The 19,761-nt window shown below is 64.6% G+C and carries 16 protein-coding genes; 7 read left to right on the forward strand and 9 right to left on the reverse strand.

The window, feature by feature from the left end; translation table 11 throughout:
* The first annotated feature begins 135 nt into the window (after positions 1-135).
* The 7 genes from QME24_RS03740 (at position 136) to yccS (ending at position 11,441) form a co-directional block, all read left to right on the forward strand.
* Complete coding sequence (locus QME24_RS03740; RefSeq protein WP_232892250.1) at positions 136-1,938, forward strand: acyl-CoA dehydrogenase; 1,803 nt, start codon at positions 136-138, stop codon at positions 1,936-1,938.
* A 31-nt stretch (positions 1,939-1,969) separates the two neighbouring features.
* Positions 1,970-3,412 carry a TldD/PmbA family protein gene (locus QME24_RS03745; protein ID WP_232892249.1) on the forward strand — a complete coding sequence of 481 codons (1,443 nt, stop codon included), beginning with the start codon at positions 1,970-1,972 and terminating at the stop codon, positions 3,410-3,412.
* The gene (locus QME24_RS03750; RefSeq protein WP_054904957.1) at positions 3,412-4,731 is read left to right on the forward strand and encodes a TldD/PmbA family protein; all 1,320 of its coding nucleotides are present in this window, start codon (positions 3,412-3,414) and stop codon (positions 4,729-4,731) included. Before QME24_RS03745 ends, QME24_RS03750 begins: the two co-directional genes overlap by 1 nt.
* Positions 4,732-4,840: 109 nt before the next feature.
* Complete coding sequence (gene mdtD / locus QME24_RS03755) at positions 4,841-6,268, forward strand: multidrug transporter subunit MdtD (protein ID WP_280091816.1); 1,428 nt, start codon at positions 4,841-4,843, stop codon at positions 6,266-6,268.
* A 112-nt stretch (positions 6,269-6,380) separates the two neighbouring features.
* Positions 6,381-7,718: an ATP-dependent RNA helicase DbpA gene (dbpA, locus tag QME24_RS03760; RefSeq protein WP_232108669.1), complete on the forward strand. Its 1,338-nt coding sequence runs from the start codon at positions 6,381-6,383 to the stop codon at positions 7,716-7,718.
* Positions 7,719-7,864: 146 nt separating this feature from the next.
* On the forward strand, positions 7,865-9,046 hold the full coding sequence (locus tag QME24_RS03765) for an NAD(P)/FAD-dependent oxidoreductase (protein WP_054881921.1): 1,182 nt from the start codon (positions 7,865-7,867) through the stop codon (positions 9,044-9,046).
* A 211-nt stretch (positions 9,047-9,257) separates the two neighbouring features.
* Positions 9,258-11,441: a YccS family putative transporter gene (gene yccS, locus QME24_RS03770; RefSeq protein ID WP_280091505.1), complete on the forward strand. Its 2,184-nt coding sequence runs from the start codon at positions 9,258-9,260 to the stop codon at positions 11,439-11,441.
* A 49-nt stretch (positions 11,442-11,490) separates the two neighbouring features.
* Here the strand turns inward: yccS and QME24_RS03775 are convergent, their stop codons facing one another.
* The 9 genes from QME24_RS03775 to epd all read right to left on the reverse strand — a co-directional run bounded on the left by QME24_RS03775 (position 11,491) and on the right by epd (position 19,693).
* Positions 11,491-12,228: a transporter substrate-binding domain-containing protein gene (locus QME24_RS03775; RefSeq protein ID WP_029886250.1), complete on the reverse strand. Its 738-nt coding sequence runs from the start codon at positions 12,226-12,228 to the stop codon at positions 11,491-11,493.
* A 104-nt stretch (positions 12,229-12,332) separates the two neighbouring features.
* A complete protein-coding gene (locus tag QME24_RS03780) occupies positions 12,333-12,629 on the reverse strand; it encodes a winged helix-turn-helix domain-containing protein (protein WP_009681370.1) in 297 nt (98 codons plus the stop codon).
* Between the two features lie 12 nt (positions 12,630-12,641).
* Positions 12,642-13,142 carry a M48 family metallopeptidase gene (locus QME24_RS03785; RefSeq protein WP_009681371.1) on the reverse strand — a complete coding sequence of 167 codons (501 nt, stop codon included), beginning with the start codon at positions 13,140-13,142 and terminating at the stop codon, positions 12,642-12,644.
* A 39-nt stretch (positions 13,143-13,181) separates the two neighbouring features.
* Positions 13,182-15,302 (reverse strand): EAL domain-containing protein, encoded by a 2,121-nt coding sequence (locus QME24_RS03790; protein WP_280091504.1) that lies wholly within the window; start codon positions 15,300-15,302, stop codon positions 13,182-13,184.
* Between the two features lie 248 nt (positions 15,303-15,550).
* Positions 15,551-16,615: a class II fructose-bisphosphate aldolase gene (gene fba, locus QME24_RS03795; RefSeq protein ID WP_009681373.1), complete on the reverse strand. Its 1,065-nt coding sequence runs from the start codon at positions 16,613-16,615 to the stop codon at positions 15,551-15,553.
* A 100-nt stretch (positions 16,616-16,715) separates the two neighbouring features.
* Positions 16,716-17,045 carry an MliC family protein gene (locus tag QME24_RS03800; RefSeq protein ID WP_192441156.1) on the reverse strand — a complete coding sequence of 110 codons (330 nt, stop codon included), beginning with the start codon at positions 17,043-17,045 and terminating at the stop codon, positions 16,716-16,718.
* 159 nt (positions 17,046-17,204) lie between these two features.
* Positions 17,205-17,456 carry a hypothetical protein gene (locus QME24_RS03805; protein WP_047149951.1) on the reverse strand — a complete coding sequence of 84 codons (252 nt, stop codon included), beginning with the start codon at positions 17,454-17,456 and terminating at the stop codon, positions 17,205-17,207.
* A complete protein-coding gene (locus QME24_RS03810) occupies positions 17,456-18,619 on the reverse strand; it encodes a phosphoglycerate kinase (RefSeq protein ID WP_009681377.1) in 1,164 nt (387 codons plus the stop codon). The genes QME24_RS03805 and QME24_RS03810 overlap by 1 nt, the downstream gene beginning before the upstream one ends.
* 12 nt (positions 18,620-18,631) lie before the next feature.
* Positions 18,632-19,693, reverse strand: coding sequence for an erythrose-4-phosphate dehydrogenase (gene epd / locus QME24_RS03815; RefSeq protein WP_144189438.1), 1,062 nt, complete (start codon positions 19,691-19,693; stop codon positions 18,632-18,634).
* Between the last annotated feature and the right edge of the window lie 68 nt (positions 19,694-19,761).

Genomic DNA, 19,761 nt, shown 5'->3' on the forward strand with positions numbered 1-19,761 from the left:
CCCTTCCCCCGTCAATCAACATCAGACGCTCCAAATACGAGGATCTGTGACTGAACATCATTTGTATCGATCATGGTAGCCAGTCTTATTCGGCCGATCCTAGACTCGCCTCAAGCCCGCTCAAGGACCGCCCCCATGCCCGAGACCCTGCTCAGCCCCCGCAACCTCGCCTTCGAGCTCTACGAAGTCCTCGACGCCGAAGCCCTCACCCAGCGCCCACGCTTCGCCGAACACAGCCGCGAAACCTTCGACGCCGCGCTGACCACCGCGCGCACCATCGCCGAGAAGTTCTTCGCCCCGCACAACCGCAAAGCCGATGAAAACGAGCCGCGCTACGTCGACGGCCGCGCCGAGCTGATCCCCGAGGTGAAACCCGCCGTCGACGCGTTCCTGGAGGCCGGTTTCCTCAACGCCAACCGCGACTACGACGCAGGTGGTATGCAACTGCCCAGCCTGGTCTCGCAAGCGTGCTTCGCGCACTTCCAGGCCGCCAACGCCGGCACCACAGCCTACCCGTTCCTGACCATGGGCGCGGCCAACCTGATCGAAAGCTTCGGCACGCAGGAGCAGAAGCGCCTGTTCCTGCAGCCGATGATAGAGGGCCGCTTCTTCGGCACCATGGCCCTGACCGAACCCCACGCCGGCTCGTCGCTGGCCGACATCCGCACCCGCGCTGAACCTGCCGGCGACGGCAGCTATCGGCTCAAGGGCAACAAGATCTTCATCTCCGGCGGCGACCACGAGCTGTCGGAAAACATCGTGCACATGGTCCTGGCCAAGCTGCCGGACGCACCGCCTGGGGTGAAGGGCATCTCGCTGTTCATCGTGCCCAAGTACCACGTCAACCCCGACGGCAGCTGCGGTCCGCGCAACGATGTGCTGCTGGCCGGGCTGTTCCACAAGATGGGCTGGCGCGGCACCACCTCCACGGCGCTCAACTTCGGTGACAACGGCCAATGCGTCGGCTATCTGGTCGGCCAGCCGCATCAAGGCCTGGCCTGCATGTTCCAGATGATGAACGAGGCGCGTATTGGCGTCGGCATGGGCGCGGTGATGCTGGGTTATGCCGGCTACCTGTATTCGCTGGAATACGCCCGCCAGCGCCCGCAGGGCCGCCTGCCGGACAACAAGGATCCGCACAGCAGCGCGGTGCCGATCATTCAGCACACCGATGTGAAACGCATGCTGCTGGCGCAGAAAGCCTACGTCGAAGGCGCCTTCGATCTTGGCCTGTACGCCGCGCGCCTGTTCGACGACACGCAGACCGGCAGTGATGAGAGCGCCCGCAACCAGGCGCAGGAACTGCTCGATCTGCTGACCCCGATCGTCAAGTCCTGGCCCTCGGCGTTCTGCCTCAAGGCCAACGAACTGGCGATCCAGATTCTCGGCGGCCACGGCTATACCCGCGAATACCCAGTGGAGCAGTACTACCGCGACAACCGCCTGAACCCGATCCACGAAGGCACCGAGGGCATCCAGTCGCTCGACCTGCTCGGCCGCAAGCTGGCGCAGAACAATGGCGCTGGCCTCAAGCAACTGCTTCGCCGAATCGCCGCCACCGGCGAGCGCGCCAGCCATCACCCCAACCTCGACCCGCTGCGCCAGCCACTGGAGCAACTGGTCAACCGCCTGCAAGGGGTCACCCTGACCCTGCTCGCTGACCTGGCCCAGGGTAAAGTCGCCGGCGCCCTGGCCAACTCGGCCCTGTACCTGAAGGCCTTCGGCCACTGTGTAATCGGCTGGCGGTGGCTGGAACAGGCAGTCCACGCCGAACTCGGGCTGCTCAAGGCCGACGCTGCCGATCGCGACTTTTACCTCGGCAAGCTGCAGGCCGCCCGTTATTTCCTGACCTGGGAAGTACCAGGCTGCCATAATGAGCTGGCATTGCTCGAGGCGCGCGACAACACTTGCCTCGCGATGCAGGACGAGTGGTTCTAGGGGGAGCTACCGTGTACACGGAGGCTTGCACATGTTCGATTCCAGCGCCCTGCTGCGCCAGCGCTTTGCCGCGCTGCGCAGCAAGGCCGAGTTGTTTTCCCTGCGCCATGTGAAACAGTCGCACCAGGCGCTTTCGGTTCGCCGCAATGTGGCCGAGCCACCCTCGTTCAGCCAGGACGAGGGCGCAATGCTTACCGTACGGGTCAATGGCGTGGAGGCCTATGCGGCCACCGCCGATCTGTCGCAGGCCGGCCTGCAGCGCGCCCTGGAGCACGCCGAAGCCCTGGCCCGGCAGATCGCCCGGCATAGCCTGCTGGACCTGCGCGGGCAACCGGTGACCAGCGCCCGCCACGACCACATCTCGCCCAACCTCGACCAGCCCGTGCCCAGCCTGGCCGACTGCCTTGGCCTGCTCGCCGCGGAATCAGCCAGCGTACCCAAGGACAGCCGCCTGGTGGACTGGCAGGCCAGTCTGGGCCTGAGCCTGGTCGAGCAGACCTACCTGAACTCAGCCGGCGCCGAGCTGCGCCATGCCCAGCGCTTTCTGTTCCCGGGGCTGGGGGTAACTGCCAGCAACGGCCAGGACAGCCAGAGCCGCAGCCTGGGCCGCGACAATTTCGGCCAGCAAGGCGGTTACGAGATCGTTGAGCGTTGTGGCCTGGTTGGCGCCGCCAGCCGGGTCGCCGACGAGGCCCTACAGTTGCTGCTGGCCCCTAATACGCCCAGTGGCCCGCGCGACCTGCTGTTGATGCCCGACCAGATGATGCTGCAGATTCACGAATCGATCGGCCACCCGCTGGAGATGGACCGCATCCTCGGTGACGAGCGTAACTACGCGGGCACCAGCTTCGTCAAAGCCAGTGACTTCGGCTACCTGCAGTACGGTTCCAGCCTGCTGAACGTGACCTTCGACCCGACCATCGGCGAAGAACTGGCCAGCTACAGCTTCGATGATGACGGCACTCCGGCCAGCAAGCAGTTCCTGATCCGCGACGGCCTGCTGCTGCGTCCACTGGGTGGCGCTTTGTCGCAGTTCCGCTCCGGCCTGGACGGTGTGGCCAACAGCCGCGCCTGTGGCTGGAACCGTGCGCCGATCGACCGCATGGCCAACCTCAACATCGAGCCGGGCGAGCACTCCCTCGAACAACTGATCGCGGGCATCGAGCACGGCATCCTGATGCGGACCAACAGGTCCTGGTCCATCGACGACGCGCGCAACAAGTTCCAGTTCGGCTGCGAATGGGGCCAACTGATCGAGAACGGCGAGCTCAAGGGCATCGTCAAGAACCCCAACTACCGGGGCATCTCCGCACAGTTCTGGCGCAACCTGGCAGCGGTCGGCGACCGCAGCACCTTCCAGGTACTGGGCACGCCCAACTGCGGCAAGGGCGAACCCAACCAGGTGGTGCGCGTGGGCCACGCCTCGCCGGCCTGCGTGTTCCGCCAGATCGACGTATTCGGAGGGGATGCCTGATGAAACACGCCTTTGAAACCCTGGCCGGGGAGGTGCGCGCCGCCCTGGAACGTGGCGAGCAGTTCACCCTTGGCTACAGCGCCGAGCAGTCCCAGTTCGTGCGCTTCAACCACGCCAAGGTGCGCCAGGCCGGGCATGTCAGCCAGGCCAGCGCGCAGCTGCGGCTGATCCGCGACGGTCGCCAAGCCGAGCAGCAGGTGACCTTGAGTGGCGATGCGCAACTGGACCGCCAACGCTTGGCGGATGCCCTGGCGCAACTGCGCCAGACCCTGCCACTGCTGGCCGTCGACCCTTACCTGCGCCTGGACGAAAGCGCCTGGCACAGCCACAGCCAGCAACAGCAGCCGCTCCCTGAACTCAGCGATGTGCTGGCGTTGCTCGACCGCGAAGCGGGTGACCTGGACCTGGTCGGCATTTATGCCGCGGGCCCGGTCTGCCGGGGCTTCGCCAGCTCGTTCGGTGCCTTCGGCTGGCACCAGGCCAACAGCTTCAACTTCGACTGGAGCCTGTTCCACGAAAACGGCCAGGCGGTGAAGGCCAACTACGCCGGCCAGGTGTGGAACCCCGACGACTTCACCGCGCGCCTGCGCCAGGCGCGGGAGCAGTTGGGCTTCCTCGGGCGCCCGGCGGTCACCCTCGAACCCGGCAGCTACCGTGCCTACCTGGCCCCGGCGGCGATGGACGAAATCGCCGGCATGCTGTGCTGGGGCGGTTTTTCCGCCCAGGCGCTGGCCACCGGCAATAGCGCCTTGCAGCGCCTGTACAACGGCGATGCACGGCTGAGCCCGCTGGTGAGTTTCACCGAGCAGGTCAGCGGCTCGCTGAGCCCGGCGTTTTCCGATGAAGGCTCACCGCGCCTGGATGTGCCGCTGATCCAGCAAGGCCGGGCGGCGCAACGGCTGATCAGCGCGCGCAGCGCCGCCGAATTCAAGCTGCTGGCCAACGGCGCCGACAGTTACGAGTCGCCCTGCGCACTCAGCCTGGCACCGGGTGGCCTGCCCATGGACGAGGTCTTGCAGCGGCTGGGCACTGGGCTGTACATCAGCAACCTGTGGTACCTCAACTACTCGGACTTGCCAGCAGCGCGCATGACCGGGCTGACCCGGTTCGCCACCTTCTGGGTAGAGAACGGGCAGATCCAGGGGCCGGTGAGCACCATGCGCTTCGATGACAGCCTGTACAGTTTGCTCGGTAGCCAACTGGAGGACCTGACCCAGGAGCGCGAGATGATCCTGTCGACCAGCACCTATGGACAGCGCAGCACCGGGTCGAGTCATTTGCCGGGTGCGCTGGTCAAAGGCCTGACCCTGACATTGTGATTGGACTTGCCGGCCCTTTCGCGGCTAAAGCCGCTTCTACAACGAACGCGTAACCCTTGTAGAAGCGGCTTTAGCCGCGAAGAGGCCGGCACTGACAAACGAGGAAGTCATGCCCGAACGCACCCCGCTAGACCCCGCCACCGCCCGCTGGATCCCCTGGGTGGTCGCCATCGCCTTCTTCATGCAGTCCCTGGACGGCACCATCCTCAACACCGCGCTGCCGGCCATGGCCCGCTCGCTGGCCGAAGACCCGCTGCGGATGCAGGGCGTAATCATTGCCTACATGCTCACGGTGGCCCTGCTGATACCCGCCTCGGGCTGGATCGCCGACCGCTTCGGCACCAAGCGCATCTTCTTCAGCGCCATCCTGCTGTTCAGCTTTGGTTCGCTGCTATGCGCCGCCGCCAACAGCCTCGGCTTCCTGATTTTCGCCCGTGTGGTGCAGGGCCTGGGCGGCGCCCTGATGCTGCCGGTCGGGCGGCTGGTGGTGTTGCGCGCCTACCCGCGCAGCGAGCTGGTACGCATCATGAGCTTCATTACCATCCCCGGCCTGCTCGGGCCACTGCTGGGTCCGACGGTGGGCGGCTGGCTGGTGGAGATCCTCAGCTGGCACTGGATTTTCCTGCTCAACCTGCCTGTCGGCCTGCTGGGCTGCTACGCCGTCTGGAAGCTCATCCCCGACCTGCGCGGCGCTGAACGCACCCGCTTCGATACCCCTGGCTTCCTGCTGTTCGGCGCCGCGATGGTGCTGATCACCATTGCCATGGAGGGGCTCGGCGAGCTGCACCTGCCGCACCTGCGGGTGATGCTGCTGCTGTTTGCCGGCATGGCGTGCCTGGCCGCCTACTGGCTGCGCGCCGGGCGCGACCCCGAGCCGCTGTTCTCGCCCAGCCTGTTCCGCGTGCGCACCTTCGCCATTGGTATCCTGGGCAACCTGTTCGCGCGCCTGGGCAGCGGCGCCCTGCCGTTCCTGGTGCCGTTGCTGCTGCAAGTCGCACTGGGCTATTCGCCGGCCCAGGCCGGCATGAGCATGATCCCGCTGGCGGCGGCGGCAATGGTGGCCAAATCCCTTGCCAGGCCGCTGATCGAACGCTTCGGCTACCGCATCATCCTGACCAGCAATACCTTGCTGCTGGGCCTGCTGCTGGCCAGCCTTGGGCTGGTTGACGAGCAGACGTCCTATGCCGTGCTGCTGATCCAGCTGGGGCTGCTGGGCGCGGTCAACTCGATGCAGTTCACGGCAATGAACACGGTAACCCTGATCGACCTCGACGATGCCAGCGCCAGCAGCGGCAACAGCCTGCTATCGGTGGTCGCGCAGCTGGCGCTGAGCCTGGGCGTGGCCTGCGCCGGCGCCCTGCTTGGCGGCTTCACCGCCGCCGACAGTGCCGAAGGTGTGGACACCACATTGGGCGCCTTCCAGCTGACCTTCGTCACCATCGGCGTGATGGCCATGCTGGCGGCGGCGATCTTCCTGCAGCTGGCACCGACGGACGGAAGGCGTGCCCGTCGTCCGGAACACCACATGGAGTCTTAGGGCGAATGGCCACGAGGCTGGTAGACTATGCGGCATTTTTAGCTTCGCACCGCAGGCCCGCCTCGTGACCACCGAATCCACCGCCTTTGCCACCTTGCCGCTGTCCACTGCCATGCTGGCCAACCTGGACGCCCTCGGCTATGCCGCGATGACACCGATCCAGGCCCAGAGCCTGCCGGTCATCCTCAAGGGCCAGGACCTGATTGCCCAGGCCAAGACCGGCAGCGGCAAGACCGCCGCCTTCGGCATCGGCCTGCTGAACCCGATCAACCCGCGTTACTTCGGCTGCCAGGCCCTGGTGCTGTGCCCGACCCGCGAACTGGCCGACCAGGTCGCCAAGGAACTGCGCCGCCTGGCCCGCGCCGAGGACAACATCAAGATCCTGACCCTGTGCGGTGGTGTCTCGCTGGGCCCGCAGATCGCCTCGCTGGAACACGGTGCGCACATCATCGTCGGTACGCCTGGGCGCATCCAGCAGCACCTGGACAAAGGCACACTGGTACTCGATGGCCTGAACACCCTGGTGCTCGACGAAGCCGACCGCATGCTCGACATGGGCTTTTTCGATGCCATTGCCAGCATCATCGGCAAAACCCCATCGCGCCGCCAGACCCTGCTGTTCTCGGCCACCTACCCGGCCGGCATCAAGCAACTGGCCGCAGACTTCATGCGTAACCCGCAGCAAGTGAAGGTCGAGAGCCTGCACACCGACAACCAGATCGAGCAGCGCTTCATCGAGATCGACCCAGAGCAGCGCCTGGAGGCGGTGACCCGCGTGCTGGGCCACTATCGCCCGCAGTCTTGCGTGGCGTTCTGCTTCACCAAGCAGCAGTGCGAAGACGTGGTTGCCCACCTGACCGCCAAGGGTATCGTCGCCCAGGCGCTGCACGGCGACCTTGAGCAGCGCGACCGCGACCAGGTTCTGACCATGTTCGCCAACCGCAGCAGCTCGGTGCTGGTGGCCACCGACGTGGCCGCGCGCGGCCTGGACATCGATGGCCTGGACATGGTCATCAACGTCGAGCTGGCACGCGATGCGGAAATCCACGTGCACCGCGTGGGCCGTACTGGCCGCGCTGGTGAGAAGGGCCTGGCGGTGAGCCTGGTTGCCCCGGCAGAAGGCCACCGCGCCCAGGCCATCGAGCAACTGCAGAAGAGCCCGCTGCGCTGGGACCAGCTCGACAGCCTGAAGAACAAGGGCGGCGAGCCGCTGCTGCCGGTGATGAGCACCCTGTGCATCGCCGCCGGGCGCAAGGACAAGCTGCGCCCTGGCGACATTCTCGGGGCGTTGACCGGTGATGCCGGGATCCCGGGCAAGCAGGTGGGCAAGATCGCGATCTTCGACTTCCAGGCGTTTGTGGCGGTGGAGCGGGCGCTCGCCAAGCAGGCCATGCAGCGCTTGAACAGCGGCAAGATCAAGGGCCGGTCCCTGAAAGTCCGTATCGTCTGACATTTTTGGGGCTGCCTTGCAGCCCATCGCAGGCACGCCAGCGCCCACAGGGTCACCACAGGCCTTCAGGCTTGTGCGGTACCTGTGGGAGCTGGCTTGCCTGCGATGGGCCGCACAGCGGCCCCGGCTATCCATGAGGTAACACCGTGCACTCCACCGACGTGATCATCCTCGGCGCCGGCGCCGCCGGCCTGATGTGCGCCCAGCTCAGCGCCCGCCGCGGCCGCCGGGTACTGTTGCTCGACCACGCCAACAAGCCAGGCAAGAAGATCCTCATGTCTGGCGGCGGGCGCTGCAACTTCACCAATATGTACACCGAACCGGCCAACTTCCTCTCGCACAACGCCCATTTCTGCAAATCCGCGCTGGCCCGCTACACGCAATGGGACTTCATCGAGCTGGTGTGCAAGCACGGCGTGGCGTACCACGAGAAGAAGCTCGGCCAGTTGTTCTGCGACAACAAGGCCAGCGACATCCTCGACATGCTGCTGGCCGAATGCGACGAGGCCGGTGCCGAAATCCGCATGCACACCAGCATCGAACAGATCGAAAGAACCGAAAGCGGCTACCTGCTGCAGACCAGCGGCGGGCAGTTCGCCTGCCAGTCACTGGTGATCGCCACCGGGGGCCTGTCGATCCCGACCCTGGGCGCCACCGGGTTCGGCTACCAGGTCGCGCGCCAGTTTGGCCACACCCTGCTGCCGACCCGCGCCGGGCTGGTGCCGTTCACCATCACCGAGCCACAACTCAAGGCATTGTGCAGCGAGCTGTCCGGCACTTCGCTTGATTGCACGGCCACCTGCAACGGCACCAGCTTCCGCGAAAACCTGCTGTTCACCCACCGTGGCCTGAGTGGCCCGGCAATCCTGCAGATCTCGTCGTTCTGGGAAGCCGGTGACACTGTCGAGATCAACCTGTTGCCCGACCGCGATGCACTCACCTGGCTGCAGCAGATGCAAACCGAGCGCGCCAATGCCGAACTGAAGACCGTGCTGGGCGAAGTGTTCACCCGCAAGCTGGCCAACCTGCTGGCCGAGCAGTGGTTCGAGTCCCGTCCCATGAAGCAGTACACCCCCGCAGAACTGGCGCAGATTGCCGAGAAGCTGGCCAACTGGCAGGTGGTGCCTGCGGGCACCGAGGGCTACCGCACCGCAGAAGTGACCCTGGGCGGCGTGGATACCCGCGAAGTGTCGTCCAAGACCATGGAGTCGCTGAAAAGCCCCGGGCTGTACTTTATTGGCGAAGTGCTGGATGTCACCGGCCACCTGGGTGGTTTCAATTTCCAGTGGGCCTGGGCATCGGCCAACGCCGCAGCGCAGTTCGTGTAGAGTAGAATCCATTCAGCAGCACGGAACGCTTCTTGCTGGCCCGTGCCCAGCGCCGGAATCTGGGCCGCTTCGCGCCCCTTCGCGGGCATGCCCGCTCCCACGGGGTTTTGTGCAGTACCTGTGGGAGCGGGCGCGCCCGCGAAGGGCCGCAAAGCGGCCCCAGTAACCGGTTCTGAAAGGTATTCCTCTGATCACTGCCTAGCAGGCCAACATGTCATCGAGCTCGTTCCGTCAGTCACTGCGTCGCCTGTGGGGCCAAGACAAGTTCAGCTATAGCATCCGGGTCACCATCGCCCTCACCGGCAGCCTGGCCCTGTGCTGGTACCAGAACGAGATGGCCCTGCTGATCCCGCTGTTCCTCGGCATCATCGCCAGCGCGCTGGCCGAAACCGACGACAGCTGGCAGGGCCGCCTCAGCGCCCTGGCCGTCACCCTGGTGTGTTTCGCCATTGCTGCGCTGGCGGTCGAACTGCTGTTCCCCTACCCTTGGTTCTTCGCCATCGCCCTGGCCCTGGCAGCGTTCAGCCTCACCATGCTCGGCGCACTGGGCGAACGCTACGGGGCCATTGCCTCGGCAACCCTGATCACCGCGGTGTACACCATGATCGGCGTAGACCAGCGCGGCGGCCAGGTCACGGATTTCTGGCACGAGCCCATGCTGCTGGTGGCGGGCGCGGCCTGGTACGGGCTGTTATCGGTATTGTGGCAGGCGCTGTTCTCCAACCAGCCGGTCCAGCAGAGCCTGGCCAAGCTGTTCTTCGAGCTGGGCAGCTACCTGAAACTCAAGGCCAGCCTGTTCGAGCCGGTGCGCACCCTCGACGTCGAAGCCACACGCCTGGCCCTGGCCCAGCAGAATGGCAAGGTAGTGGCAGCCCTGAACGCGGCCAAGGAAATCATCCTGCACCGGGTCGGCAACAGCCAGCCAAACTCCAAGGTCAGCCGCTACCTGAAGCTGTATTTCCTGGCCCAGGACATCCACGAGCGGGTCAGTGCCTCGCATTACCCCTACAACGCCCTGACCGAAACGTTCTTCCACAGTGACGTGATGTTCCGCTGCCAGCGCCTGCTGCGCAAACAGGGCTCGTCCTGCCAGGAGCTGGCCCGTTCGGTCCGCCTGCGCCAGCCTTTCGTGCTGGCCAGCGGTTATCCCGAGGCCCTCGAAGACCTCAACGCTGCGCTGGAGCACCTGCGCCTGCAAAACAACCCGGCCTGGCGCGGCCTGTTGCGCTCGCTGCGGGCCCTGGCTGCCAACCTGGCCACGCTCGACCGCCTGCTCAGTGCCGCGAGCAACCCCGACAGCCTGGCCGACGCCAGTGACAGCAGCCTGCTCGACCGCTCGCCACGCTCGCTCAAAGACGTGTGGACGCGCCTACGTACCCAGCTGACACCCACGTCGCTGCTGTTCCGGCATGCCTTGCGCCTGCCCCTGGCACTGTCGATTGGCTACGGCATGGTGCACCTGATCCACCCCACCCAGGGCTACTGGATCATCCTCACCACCCTGTTCGTCTGCCAGCCCAACTACGGTGCGACCCGGCGCAAGCTGGTGCAGCGCATTTTCGGCACGGCCATTGGCCTGACCGTTGGCTGGGCCTTGTTCGACCTGTTCCCCAACCCGCTTATCCAGTCGCTGTTCGCCGTAGTTGCCGGGGTGGTGTTCTTCGTCAACCGCACGACCCGCTACACCCTGGCCACGGCCGCGATCACGCTGATGGTACTGTTCTGCTTCAACCAGATCGGCGACGGCTACGGCCTGTTCCTGCCGCGCCTGTTCGATACCCTGGTGGGCAGCCTGATTGCCATCCTTGCGGTGTTCCTGTTCCTGCCTGACTGGCAGGGGCGGCGCCTGAACAAGGCGCTGGCCAATACCCTGGCCTGTGCCAGCGTGTACTTGCGCCAGATCATGCAGCAGTATGCCCACGGCAAACGCGACGACCTGGCCTACCGCCTGGCCCGGCGCAATGCCCACAACGCCGACGCGGCGCTGTCCACCACCCTGGCCAACATGCTGATGGAGCCGGGGCATTTCCGTAAGGAGGCCGATGTCGGCTTCCGGTTCCTGGTGCTGTCGCACACCCTGCTCAGCTACCTCTCGGGGCTGGGCGCGCACCGCGATACGGCATTGCCGGCCCAGGCCCAGGAACAGTTGATCGAAGGTGCCGGGCAAAGCCTGGCCAGCAGCCTGGACGAAATCGCCAACGGCCTGGCAGCGCGGCTGCCCGTGGCCATTCACAGCGATGCCGAAGAAGCGCTGGCCAACGCCCTGGAGCAGATGCCGGATGAGCTGGATGAACATCAACGGCTGGTGCAGACACAGCTGGCGCTGATCTGCCGGCAGTTGGGGCCATTGCGGACCTTGGCCGCGCACCTGATCAAGGAAGGCAACCCGGGCTGAGGCCTGACCCGGCCTTTACCCACGAAGAGGCCGGTAACGCCACCCAAGCTCAAAAGCCATGCTGGCGCAGCAGCCGGGCATAGCTGCCATCGGCCTTCATCGCTGCGATCGCCTGCTCGAACCGCTCGACAATCCGCGCACGCTCCGGGTGCTTCAGGCTGACCAGGATATGCAGGGTGTTCTCCCCCAGCGGCGGCTCAACCAGCACCACCTCGTCACGCACCTGCTGCGGTTCACGCTGCAGGTTGTAGCGGGCAACGTACTCGTCTTCCACCGCCAGGTCTACTCGCCCTGCTGCGACCATGCGCAGTGCCGAGGAAAAGGTGCGCACCGCCACCTTGTGCAGGCGCGGATCGCCGTCGAACCCAGGGGAATAGGCGTAATCACGCACGACAGCGATGGTGTAGGGGTAAAGGTCCGACTGTTGCCGGTAGCGTATCGCCTGGCCTTTTCGCTGCAGCAAGCGGATACGGTTGGTCAGGTATGGCGTGGAGAACTGCCCGATACTGGCACGCGCCTCGTTGTACCAGGCATCGATCAACACGTCGTAGCGCCCTTGCGCAACGCCCTGCAGCGCCCGCGCCCAGGGCGCCTCCTCATAGCTGCTGGCGTAGCCGGCACGGGCCAGCGCCGTGGTGACGATGCTGGTCGCCAGGCCACCGCCCGGCAGGTCTACATCGGTGAACGGGGGCCATTTATCCGCCACCAGGCGCAGCTTGCCCTGACCCAGGGCAGGTGTTGCCAGCAGGATTGCCAGTACTCCCAGCGCACAAAGCAGTGGCCGCATGCTTACGTCCTTTTGCCATGGAGGGCACACACTGCGGGTGAGGTTACACAACCGCACTGCCGGGGGCAGCGGCCATTAGTGTCATTTTGCCTCTATTTTTGGCCTCAAGGGTAACCCAGCACGTCGCGGACCTGCCGCAGATGCTGGCTGATCCACTGTTTGTCGACCGCGCCCCAGTCACGAATACGGTAATGCCCGGCGTGGTTGCGCGCGCCTTCCTGTTGCTCGAACTCGCAAACGATGTCCAGGTCGGCCAGCGCGGCGATGGTGTCCTGGGCGGTGCGCCGCGGCATACCGGTGGCTTCCACCAGGGCCGGCACGCTGGTCGCGGTGCGGCTGTCGATCAGCCAGGCTACGTACAGGCGCCGGTAGAAGCTGCTTTTGGTCTTGCTCACGTCCATGCTGCATGTTCCTCAGAGGTTGCCCGGCAGTTCCCGGTAGGTCAGGTAGACGCGCAGGTCGAATTCCAGTTGGTGATAATCGGGTTCCATGTGCTGGCAGAGCTGGTAAAAGGCCTTGTTGTGGTCGCGCTCGCGCAAGTGCGCCAGCTCATGCACCACGATCATGCGCAAGAACTGCGGTGCGGCCTCCTTGAACAGCGAGGCGATACGGATTTCCTTCTTGGCCTTGAGCTTGCCGCCCTGCACCCGCGACACCGCGGTGTTCAGGCCGAGCGCGCGGTGGGTCAGGTCAAGCCGGCTATCGAACAACACCTTGTCCAGGCCCGGCGCACTGCGCAGGTACTGCTGGCGCAGCTCCTGGGCATAGCCGTACAGCGCCTTGTCGCTTTGCACATCATGGCGCCCGGGGTAGCGGCGCTGCAGGTACTCGCCCAGGCGGTCGCTGTCGATCATCTTGCGCACCTGCTCTTGCAGGTGCGGCGGGTAGGCTTGCAGGTAACGTAATACGGTCATGGCAGTGCATTCGGCGTAACGAATGCCGATTCTAGCCAATCATGGCGCTGGCCAGGAGAAAATCACCGGGAAGCGGGTAGCGTCCGAGGCGGTCATGGGGTGGGCCACCAGGAAACCCTGCACATACTCGCAACCATTGGCCTTGAGCCAGGCTGCCTGGGCCGGGGTTTCCACGCCCTCGGCAATGACCGTGATGCCGTAGTCGGCGCACAAGCTGATGACACTGCGCACCAAGGCGGTATCCACTGCCGTATCAGGCAAGCGTGCCACCAGGTGGCGATCCAGCTTCAGGGTATCGATCGGCAGGTCCCGCAGCATGCGCAGTGAACAGTCGCCGGCGCCAAAGTCATCCAGCGCCACCCGTACGCCCAGCTCGCGCAGGCGATGGATTTGTTTCACCGCCGCATCGATGTTGTACATCAATGAGGTCTCTGCAACCTCGACCTCCAGTTGCGCCGGGTCCAACTGGTAAAACTGGATCACCCGCTGCAGTTCTTCGACCAGCCCGGGCATGACGAACTGCGCACGGCTCAGGCTGATGCCCAGCACCAGGTCTGCGGGAAAGTGCTGGTACCAGGCATGGCGTTGGGCCGCGCCCTGGCGGTAGATCCAGCTGGCCAGCCGGTTGATCAGCCGGGCTTCCTCGAGCAGAGGAATGAACAGGCCTGGCGGCACATCGCCGACGCTCGGGTGCTGCCAGCGCAACAAGGCCTCGAAACCCCGCAGGCGGCCATCGATGAAGCTGACTTGCGGCTGGTACACCAGGGTGAAGTCCTGTTGCTCGATGGCCGTGCGCACGCTGTCTTCAAGCATCAGCCGCGAACGCGCCCGCCCGTTGAGTTCCTGGTCGTAAAAGCGGTACTGCTGGCGCCCGGCCTGCTTGGCGGCATACATCGCCGCATCGGCTGCGCGCAGCAGGCCTTCGACATTGGCACCGCATTCCGGATAGGTGGCAATGCCGATGCTCACCCCAAGGCACACATCCAGGCCGTCCACTTCATGGCGGATGGACACCCGCTCCAGCAGTTGCTCGGCATAACGCCCAGCCTGCTCCGGGTAAGGCAGGCTGTCGAACAGCGCGGTGAATTCATCGCCACCCATGCGCGCCAGCAAGGCCTCGCTGCCCAGGCAGTCCTTGAGTTGCTCGGCGACCCAGCGCAGCACCCGGTCACCGGCGTCATGGCCAAGGGTGTCGTTGATGCGCTTGAAACCGTCCAGGTCCATGTACATCAGCGCCTGGGCCTTGTCCGAGCGCTCGTTGCGCAACAGAGCGCCTTCGGCCGCCTGGTAGAAGCCGCGGCGGTTCAGCAGGCCGGTCAGCGGGTCGGTAACGGCCTGGTACTCCAGTTGCTGGTGCAGGTTGCGCACTGCCGACATGTCCAGCACGGTCACCACCATGGCCTGCTGGTCGGCTGGCAACGGCGCGCACGACAATGCCACCGGAAAAAGCTCGCCGGCCAGCGTGCGCAGTTGCGCGTCGTGCACGCGGTAGATTTCTTGCCCCAGGTAAGCGCGGTAGAACTCCGATTCAAGCCATGGGCAGGCAGCGGGAAGCTGCACCAGGTCGAGCAATTGGGCACCCTGAATGTGCTGCACGGGGGCCGCCAGCAAGCGGGAAATGGCCGGGTTGGCAAAGCTGATCACGCCCTGTGCGTCCACCACCAGAATGCCTTCGGCGGCGTTCTCCAGAATCGACCCATTGAACGCCCTGGCGGCTTCCAGCTCCCGGGTCAGGCGCTGCAACATGCGCCGGTTGCGCTGCTGGTCGAGCAAGGCCTGGACCTTGGGCTTGAGAACCTTGGGGTCGAACGGTTTGAACATGTAGTCCACGGCGCCGCTGGCGTAGCCTTTGAGCACGGCCGCTTCGGACTGTTCGTTCGCGGTCAGGAAAATGATCGGTGTCAGCCGCGTACGTTGGCTGCCGCGCATCAGCCGGGCAACTTCAAAGCCGTCCATCTCCGGCATTTGCACGTCCAGCAGGACCAGGTCGACATCATGCTCCAGCAAGGTGCTGAGGGCTTCCATCCCCGAACCGGCTGTTAACACCTGCCAATCTTGCCGGGCCAGCAAAGCCCGCATGCTGATGAGGTTTTCGGGGTAATCGTCTACCACCAGAAGAACCGAACTGCCATCCAGTGGCTGAGGGTAAGCGCCATCCATGCTGCTTCTCTTGTATGTCCAACTACGACTTGCTATTGGCTCCGAGCTTAACTCTAGCCGTGGCTACGAAAGACGCAATGCAAGGCATGGCAATAAGCCATGGACGAAGAAATTAGTCGACTAACGGTAGCTGTGCAATATGACTGTGAGCCTGATGCCGGGGGCCGCCAAACCGCTCCCAAGGCCTGAATGCCAAGCAAAAAAAACCCGCATTTCTGCGGGTTTTTCTATAACGCTCAACGGTTCGATCAGTTGACCTTGGCCGCCAGCTCGCCTTTGGCATAACGCTGGAACATGCCTTCCAGGGAGATCGGCTTGATCTTCGAGGCATTGCCGGCAGTGCCAAACGCTTCGTAACGGGCGATGCACACATCACGCATGGCCTTCACGGTTTCAGCGAAGAACTTGCGAGGGTCGAACTCGCTCGGGTGCATGGCCATGTGGCGGCGCATGGCACCGGTGGAAGCCAGGCGCAGGTCGGTGTCGATGTTGACCTTGCGCACGCCGTACTTGATGCCTTCAACGATTTCTTCAACCGGTACGCCGTAGGTTTCCTTGATCTCGCCACCGTACTGGTTGATGATCGCCAACCACTCCTGCGGTACCGACGAGGAGCCGTGCATCACCAGGTGGGTATTGGGGATGCGCTTGTGGATTTCCTTGATACGCTCGATGGCCAGGATGTCACCGGTTGGCGGCTTGGTGAACTTGTAGGCACCGTGGCTGGTACCAATGGCGATGGCCAATGCATCGACCTGGGTCTTCTTGACGAAATCAGCGGCTTCTTCCGGGTCGGTCAGCATCTGGCTGTGGTCCAGCACACCTTCGGCACCGATACCGTCTTCTTCACCGGCCATGCCGGTTTCCAGCGAACCCAGGCAGCCCAGCTCGCCTTCTACCGAAACGCCACAGGCGTGCGCCATGGCCACGGTCTGCTGGGTGACACGCACGTTGTATTCGTAGTCGGTCGGGGTCTTGCCGTCTTCGCCCAGCGAGCCGTCCATCATGACCGAGCTGAAGCCCAGCTGGATCGAGCGCTGGCAGACATCAGGGCTGGTGCCATGGTCCTGGTGCATGCACACCGGAATGTGCGGGAATTCTTCGATGGCAGCCAGGATCAGGTGGCGCAGGAACGGGGCGCCGGCGTATTTGCGGGCACCGGCCGAGGCCTGCACGATCACCGGGGAGTCGGTCTTGTCGGCCGCTTCCATGATGGCGCGCATCTGCTCGAGGTTGTTGACGTTGAAAGCTGGTACGCCGTAACCGAACTCGGCGGCGTGGTCCAGCATCTGGCGCATGCTAATGAGTGCCATTGTGTATCTCTCTCCCGACAAGCGTCGTATGTTTCGTGCAAGCCTGCCGCAGGGGCGGTTGCTGTTCAAGTAGTGTGGGCCGCCATTGCGGCCCGGCCAGTCACGGTGCCTTGCAGCCCCGCCCAATCAGATCGTTGGTTGCCACCCAGTACACCAGGCCTTCTTCGCCCTTGGTGTGGAAGGCCAGCATGCCATCGCTGTACAGCACGCCCGAAGCACCTGGTTCGGCCTTGAGCCGGTAAACCTGGTCACCACCGCCCAGGCGCACATCGACCTGGTCACGCTGGGCATCGGCGAAGCGCCACAGCACCTCGGCCTGGGTGTCGCAGACCCAGCGGGTCCAGTTGTCTGCCGGGGCGGGTTGCGCCGGCTGCAGCAGTGAGCAGCCTGCCAGTGTCGCCAGGACCGTCACGGCCAAAAGCGCTTTCATTCAGTTTCCTCGATTTGGGGCTGCTTTGCAGCCCTTCGCGGGCTTGCCCGCTCCCACAGGTCAAGCGCGGTACCTGTGGGAGCGGGCAAGCCCGCGAAGGGCCGCACAGCGGCCCCTTTCCAAGACCACAAATCAGCCTTCAGGTTGCCTGCTACCCGATCAAGGGCAACCCGGCGCCTTGCGCTGGTGGTCTTCGTCGTACTTTTCCAGGCCTTCCGGGCCCACCCGCTTGCTGATTACCGGCACGGTCTCGGCCTGCCACTCGGACTGGTAGCAGCCGCCCTTGGGCGGCTGCGCCGGGTCATCAGGCGAAGCCGGGCTGCCGGAGCACGCGCTCAGCAGACCCGCCAGCAGCATCACAGGCAATTGCTTGACCATCAGGCCACTCCCTTTGCCAGGCGCCGAAGTCATCAGGCCTTGGCCCGCTCTTCCAAGATTGCCACGGCTGGCAGGACCTTGCCCTCGACAAACTCGAGGAACGCGCCGCCACCGGTAGAAATGTAGGAGATTTCCTTGCTAACGCCATATTTGTCGATGGCCGCCAGGGTGTCACCGCCACCGGCGATGGAGAACGCGTCGCTGTCGGCGATGGCCTTGGCCAGCACCTGGGTACCCTTGCCGAACTGGTCGAACTCGAACACGCCGACCGGGCCGTTCCACAGGATGGTCTTCGACGACTTCAGCAACTCGGCGAACTGGGCTGCGGTTTGCGGGCCGATGTCCAGGATCATGTCGTCGGCAGCAACATCGGCGATGGCCTTGACGGTGGCTTCGGCATCTTCGGCGAACGCCTTGGCGACCACCACGTCAACCGGCAGCGGCACATTGACCTTGGCAGCGATGGCCTTGGCCGTGTCGACCAGGTCCGGCTCGTACAGCGACTTGCCGACAGGGTGCCCGGCAGCGGCCAGGAAGGTATTGGCAATGCCACCACCGACGATCAGCTGGTCGCAGACCGCGCTCAGGCTGTTCAGCACGTCCAGCTTGGTGGAAACCTTGGAGCCGGCGACGATGGCCGCCATCGGCTTGGCCGGCGCCTTCAGGGCTTTGCCCAGGGCATCCAGCTCGGCAGCCAGCAGGGGGCCTGCAGCTGCAACCTTGGCGAACTTGGCCACACCGTGGGTCGAGCCCTCGGCGCGGTGCGCGGTGCCGAACGCGTCCATGACAAACACGTCGCACAGCGCAGCGTACTGCTGGGCCAGCTCGTCGGCGTTCTTCTTCTCGCCCTTGTTGAAGCGCACGTTCTCGAACAGCACCAGCTCACCGGCCTGCACCGCGACGCCGCCCAGGTAGTCGGCAACCAGCGGCACCTCGCGGCCCAGGGCCTTGCTCAGGTACTCGGCAACCGGCTTGAGGCTGTTTTCGGCAGAGAACTCGCCTTCGGTCGGGCGGCCCAGGTGCGAGCAGACCATTACCGCCGCGCCCTTCTCCAGGGCCAGCTTGATGGTCGGCAGCGCTGCCAGGATGCGCGCGTCGCTGGTTACCACACCGTCCTTCACAGGCACGTTGAGGTCTTCGCGGATCAGTACGCGCTTACCTTGCAGGTCGAGGTCGGTCATCTTCAACACGGTCATGAATGCAGTCCTTCAGGGCTGTTTATTGCGGGTTGGGTGAACGACGTGCAGATAGTGTTCGGCAACGTCGAGCATACGGTTGGCGAACCCCCATTCGTTATCGAACCAGGCCAGCAGGTTGACCAGGCGGGGCCCGGCAACACGCGTCTGGCTGGCATCGACGATCGCCGAATGCGGGTCATGGTTGAAATCACAGCTGGCATGCGGCAGCTCGGTGTAGGCCAGCAAGCCTTTCAGCGGGCCGTCCAGCGCGGCCTCGCGCAGCACCCGGTTGACCTCGGCGGCACTGGTGTCGCGGGCGGTCTGCAGGGTGATGTCCAGGCAAGACACGTTGACGGTCGGCACGCGTACCGCTTTGGCCTGGATTCGCCCGGCAAGTTCCGGAAGCAGGCGCTCGATACCGCGCGCCAGACCAGTGGACACCGGTATCACCGACTGGAAGGCCGAACGGGTGCGGCGCAAGTCTTCGTGGTGATAGGCGTCGATCACCGGCTGGTCGTTCATCGCCGAGTGGATGGTGGTGATCTGCACGTACTCGATGCCGAACGCCTGGTCCAGCACACGCAACAGGGGCACGCCGCAGTTGGTGGTGCAGGAGGCATTGGAAACCAGCCGCTCCTGGCCGGTCAGGCAAGCCTGGTTGATGCCATAGACCACGGTGGCATCGACATCGGCCTCGCTGGCCATGGGCTGGGAAAACAGCACGCGCGGGGCACCGGCATCGAGGAAGCGCTGGCCGTCGGCGCGGGTGTTGTAGGCACCGGAGCACTCCAGCACCAGGTCGATACCCAGGGCAGCCCAATCGATGCCTTCGGGGGTGGCGCTGCGCATGACTTTCACGCAGTCGCCATTGATGTGCAGGCAGTCGCCGTCGACCTTCACCTGGCCAGGGAAGCGGCCATGGGTGGAGTCGAAGCGAGTCAGGTACTCCAGGCTGGCCTGGTCGGCCAGGTCATTCAGCGCAACGATCTCGAAACCGGCCTTCGCCCCCCGCTCGAACAGCGCGCGCAGGACACAGCGGCCGATACGGCCATAACCGTTGAGTGCAACTTTGTAGGGACGCAGGTGGGGCATTCGTTGGCTCGCTAACGCATGATGGCGGTTGGGGCCGGGTGGCGGCCCATCGCGACGCAAGGCCGCTC

The sequence above is a fragment of the Pseudomonas sp. PARCl1 genome (assembly GCF_947311875.1).
Taxonomy (GTDB): Bacteria; Pseudomonadota; Gammaproteobacteria; order Pseudomonadales; family Pseudomonadaceae; genus Aquipseudomonas; species Aquipseudomonas juntendi.